Raw genomic sequence first — 4923 nt, forward strand, 5'->3', positions numbered from 1 at the left:
AGGCACTGACGCGGGGCATGCAGTCCTCGGGCAATGTGCGCAGTGCGGCGCTGGACGCCGAAGCCAAGGGCCTGCGGGCTGAAGCCGTGTCCAACCTCAGCGGGCCGGCGGTCAGCCTGTCCGGCTTCGCCGGCCGCGTCTCGACCAGCTTCAACCTCGACATCTCGCGCCTGTCGGCCGCGGCCAACCCGCTGATCTCTGGAGTGGACGCGGCGACCGGGCTGGACATTCCGCCGCTGCCCAACACCGTCTCGACGACGCGCCAGTTCAACCTCAGCTCGGTCGGGCTGTCGACCAACTGGCCGCTCTACACCGGCGGCCGGCTCGAGGCGGTGCGTGGTGTCGCCGAGGCTCGCATTGGCGAGGCCCAGGCCGACCTGCAAGAAGCGCAAGACAAGGCCGCCTCGACCACCGCGCAACGCTACTTCCAACTGCAACTGGCGCAGCTGGCCGCTAAGGTGCGGGCCGACGCGGCAACTGGCATCGCCGAGCACCAGCGCCAGGCCGCCCGGCTGGAAAGCACGGGCCTGATTTCCACCGCCGACCGGCTGAAGGCCGATGTCGCGCTGGACGGCGCCAAGCGCGACCTGGCCAAGGCGCGCAGCGATGTCGAGATCGCTGGTGTGGCCTTGCGCCGGCAGGTCGGCGTCGAAGTCGATGTCCGCCCGACCACGCCGCTGTTCGTGCACTCAGGCTCGGTCGGCAGCCTGCAGAGCTTCATCGAGTTGGGAATGGCACACCACCCGGCGTGGCGCAAGCTGGCCAGCAAGCGCGACCAGGCCGACCAGGCGATCAAGCTGCAGGGCAGCGAGTTTTCGCCGGTGGTGTTCGGCGTTGGCAACTACAACCTGAACCGCAGCGACGACAAGCTGGTGCAGCCGAACTGGTATGTGGGCCTGTTCGTCAGCATCCCGCTGGTCGGGCATGTGGACCATGGCAAGTCGGCGCTGGCCGCCAAGCTGGACCGCCAGCGTGTCGACGAAACGGCAGAGCAGGCCAAGCGCGACATCCCGACGCTGATCGAGAACCAGTGGCGCACGATGGAAAACGCCCGCGCGCAGGTGCTGTCGATGGATTCGACCTTGAAGCTGGCGCGCGAAAGCCTGCGCCTGCAGACGGTCGCCTTTTCGCAGCAGCAAGGCACCACGCTGGACGTGACCGATGCCCGGCTGAACCTGGCCAAGAGCGAGACCGAACGCGCGCAGGCCGCCTACGACTATGTGCTGGCGCTGGCGCGCCTGCTCGAGGCCTGTGGCCAACCCGAGCGCCTGCCGGACTACGCCCGCAGCGCCGACATCACCTTCACCCTGGAATGAGTGGCCATGGCTGAACGCAAGAAAGCATCCATCGCCAAGACCCTGAGCCTCGTCGTGGTCGGCGTGGGAGTGGCAGGCTTCCTGGCCTGGGGGTTGAGCAAAGCCTTCGCGCCCCGTGTGTTGCCGCTGCAGGGGCAGATYGAATCGCAGGAGGTCAACGTCTCGTCCAAAGTGCCGGGGCGGGTAGGGCAGGTGCATGTGCGCATCGGCCAGTCGGTGAAGGCGGGTGAGCTGCTCTTCGAGCTGGACAGCCCCGAAGTCGCCGCCAAGATCACGCAGGCGAAATCGGCACAGGCGGCAGCGCAGGCGGTGTCGGCCAAGGCTCAGGCCGGCGCGCGGCCGGAAGAGGTGGAGATGGCCCGCCTGTCGTGGGAGCGCGCGCAGACGGCCGCGCGCATCTCGCGCACGACCTTCGACCGGGTCGACGCGATGTTCAAAGAGGGCGTGTTGGCGCGCCAGAAGCGCGACGAGGCTGAAGCGCAATGGCAGGCCGCCGACCAGCAAGCCAGCGCCGCCAAGGCCCAATACGAGATGGCCAAGCGCGGTGCGCGGTCTGAGGACAAGCGCGCGGCCGAGGCGCAGGCCCAGCAGGTGGGTGGCGTGGTGCAAGAGGCCGAAGTGGCGCAGGCCGAGACGAAGATCAAGGCGCCGATCGGCGGCGAAGTGGCCAAGGTGCAGATCCAGCCAGGCGAGCTGGCACCACAGGGCTTTCCGGTCGTCACGCTGGTCAACCTAGCCGACACCTGGGCGGTGTTGCAGGTGCGCGAAGACGAGATGAGCGCGTTCGCGATGGGCAGCAGCCACACCGGCCAGGTGCCCGCGCTGAAGACGGAGCTCGCCTTCAAGGTCAGCTCGATCGCGGTGCTGCCCGATTTCGCCACCTGGCGCGYGGCGCGCCCAGGTGGCACCGACCTGCGCACCTTCGAGATCCGCCTGAGGCCGGCGCAGGTGCCGCCTGGTCTTCGGCCGGGCATGAGCGTGGTCTTCGCGCCGCAGTGACCGTGGCCAGCGAACCCCGCGCGGCGCCCGGCGGCTTGGCCGCGGTGGTGGCGCGCGAGTGGCGGCGCCTGCGGGAAGACCTGTGGGATCTCGGCATGCTCAGCTGGATCCCGCTGCTGCTGTGCGGCCTGACCTGGTGGATCTTCAGCGCGGGCGTGGCGCGCGACCTGCCGATCGTCGTGATCGATCGCGACGGTTCGAGCCTGTCGCGCACGCTGATGCGAATGCTGGACGAGTCGCCCGGCATCCGTGTGGCGGCGCAGGTGGCGACTGAAGGAGAAGCGCAGCGCCTGCTGCGTGAACGCGAGGCGTTTGGCATCGTGTTGATCCCGTCCGGCCTGCAGCGCGAGCTGGGCAACGGCCGCAGCGCCTCTGTGCAGTGGTTCTACAACGGCCAGTTCTCGGCGCATGTGGGCGGCTTGAGCCGCGATGTGCGCACGGTCGTGGCCACGCTGTCGGCGGGTGCCGAGCTGACCGGTCGTGAAAAACGCGGTGCGTCGGTCAAGCAGGCGACTGTCGCCTATGAGCCGATCCGCATCCGGCTGGTCACGCTGTTCAACGAGAACGCGAACTACGAGTCTTTCCTCGCGCTGGCAGTGATCCCGGCGTTGCTGCAGGCGTTTGTTGCGCTGGCGGCCATCACCGCGATCGGCCGCGAGCTGAAAGCCGGCACGGTGCCGCAGTGGCTGGCCGCAGCCGGAGGTCGCTGGGGCCCGGCACTGGCGGGCAAGCTGGTCATTCCGGCCGTCGCCTTTGGGGTGCAGGCGCTGCTGTACCTGGTGTTCTTCACCGCGGTGCGCGGCTGGGCGATCGAGGGCAGTGCGGGCATGGTGGTCGCGGGGCTGGCTCTGCTGATTGCGGCCTACCTCGGGCTGGGCACCTTGATGATCGCGGCGACATTGAACTTGCGGCTCGCGCTGTCGGTAGCCGCCTTCGTCACCGCGCCGGCCTTTGCGTTCTCGGGCCAGGGCTTTCCGCTCGTGGCGATGCCGGCGGCGGCGCGAGCCTGGGCCGAGGCGTTGCCGCTGACGCACTATCTGCAGCTGCAAAGCCGGCATTGGCTGGCCGGCGCGCCGGCGGCGTACGGCCTGAACGAGGCGTTGGTGCTGGCGGGCTTTGCGGTGGTGTCGCTGGCGCTGGGCTTCGTGTTGCTCAGCCGCCGCGCGGCGCTGCCAGCCGCGTGGGGGCGCGCATGAATGCACTGCGCGAGCTCGGCCGGGCGTTCATCGCCACCTGGCGGGCGATGCTGTCCGACAGCGCCGCGCTGACGCTGTTGTTCGCCGGCGGCATCGTCTACTCGTTCTTCTACCCGCTGCCCTACGCGAAAGAGAGCGTTCAGCGGGTGCCGGTGGCGGTGGTCGACCAGGACCGCAGCGCGCTGTCGCGCCAGATCACCCGCTACGCCTCGGCGCACCCGTCGATCAACGTGATCGCCGTCACGCCTGACCTGCGCGACGCGCAAGACCTGATCTGGCGCAACGAGGCGGCGGGCATGCTGTTCATCCCAGCCGGGCTGCAAAGCAAGGTCGCGGCCGGCCGCGCCGCCGAGGTCGAGGTGGCCGGCAACGGCGTCTACATGATGCTGAACAAGGCGGCGCTGAACGGTTTCGCCCAGGCGGTGGGCACGGTATCGGCCGGAATCGAGATCAAGCGCCTGTCGGCCACGACCCCGTCTGGCGCGCAAGCCCAGGCGCAGCGTTCGCCGCTGAGCCTGAACTCGGTCGCGCTGTTCAACGTGCGCGAAGGCTACGGCGCCTATGTGGTGCCCGCGGCAGCGGTGCTGATCATCCAGCAGACGCTGCTGCTGGCGGTGACGCTGATGTTCGGCACCTGGGCCGAGCGGGGCCACTTCCCGGTCCGGCGCAGCGCCGCGGGTTACGCCGGCATGCTGTGCGCCATCGCCTGCGTGCCGGTGATCAACAGCCTGTACTACTTCGGCTTCGTCTTCTGGTGGCAGGACTACCCGCGYGGCGGCAACTTCGGCGGGCTGCTGGCGTTCACGCTGCTGTTTGCTTTCGCGGTGGCGGCCTACGCCGTCATGATCGGCAACCTGTTCCGCTCGCGCGAGCGCAGCGCGCAGCTGCTGGTGTGCACGGCCATGCCGGTGATGTTCCTGTCCGGCGTCACCTGGCCGGTCGAAGCCTTGCCGGAGCCGCTGCAGGCGCTGCGCTGGCTGTTCCCGTCGACTCCAGGCATCCAGGGCTTTGTCGCGCTGAACCAACTGGGCGCCGACTTGAGCGAAGTCGCGGCCGAAGCCGCCGGCCTGGGCGGGCTGCTGGTGGCCAGCGTCGCGCTCGGCCTGTGGCGGTGGAAGCGCGTGGCCCGCGCCGATGCTCAGCGCCAGCGGCGCGCCGCCAACCCGCCCAGCGCGAGTCCGGTGGCGAAGAGGGCGTAGGTCAGCACACGGCTGCGCTGCGACATCCGGCGCTCGACGCCCGGCGACTGGCGCGCGGGCACCAGGGCGTAGTCGGTGGCCGCGGCCAGGGCCGCAATGCCGGCGGCGCCGGCCACCAGGCCGGCAGGCGAGGGCGGTGGTTCGCGCCGGCACACCGCCTCGTCGTAGATCGCGGCCCAGAGTACCGAGCTGCCGGCGTGCACGGCTGCGCCC

General features: G+C 69.7%; 4 protein-coding genes and 1 pseudogene. 4 read left to right on the forward strand and 1 reads right to left on the reverse strand.

The genetic code is table 11. From position 1 onward, the window contains the following. From AC1DYI_RS26515 to AC1DYI_RS26530, 4 genes are all read left to right on the forward strand, one after another. Nucleotides 1–1316 (forward strand): TolC family protein (locus tag AC1DYI_RS26515; RefSeq protein WP_477207122.1); only part of this gene is annotated, 1316 nt, incomplete at its 5' end. 6 nt (nt 1317–1322) lie between these two features. Continuing rightward, on the forward strand, nt 1323–2315 hold the full coding sequence (locus AC1DYI_RS26520) for an HlyD family secretion protein (protein WP_477207123.1): 993 nt from the start codon (nt 1323–1325) through the stop codon (nt 2313–2315). A gap of 2 nt (nt 2316–2317) precedes the next feature. Then, nucleotides 2318–3511 carry an ABC transporter permease gene (locus AC1DYI_RS26525; protein WP_477207124.1) on the forward strand — a complete coding sequence of 398 codons (1194 nt, stop codon included), beginning with the start codon at nt 2318–2320 and terminating at the stop codon, nt 3509–3511. Further along, nucleotides 3508–4710 carry an ABC transporter permease gene (locus tag AC1DYI_RS26530; RefSeq protein WP_477207125.1) on the forward strand — a complete coding sequence of 401 codons (1203 nt, stop codon included), beginning with the start codon at nt 3508–3510 and terminating at the stop codon, nt 4708–4710. Before AC1DYI_RS26525 ends, AC1DYI_RS26530 begins: the two co-directional genes overlap by 4 nt. Here the strand turns inward: AC1DYI_RS26530 and AC1DYI_RS26535 are convergent. Next, a pseudogene (locus tag AC1DYI_RS26535) lies at nt 4650–4923 on the reverse strand (hypothetical protein); the annotation flags it as partial. The gene AC1DYI_RS26530 and the pseudogene AC1DYI_RS26535 sit on opposite strands and share 61 nt — an antisense overlap.

The organism is Ideonella sp. P3_A4, assembly GCF_056403075.1.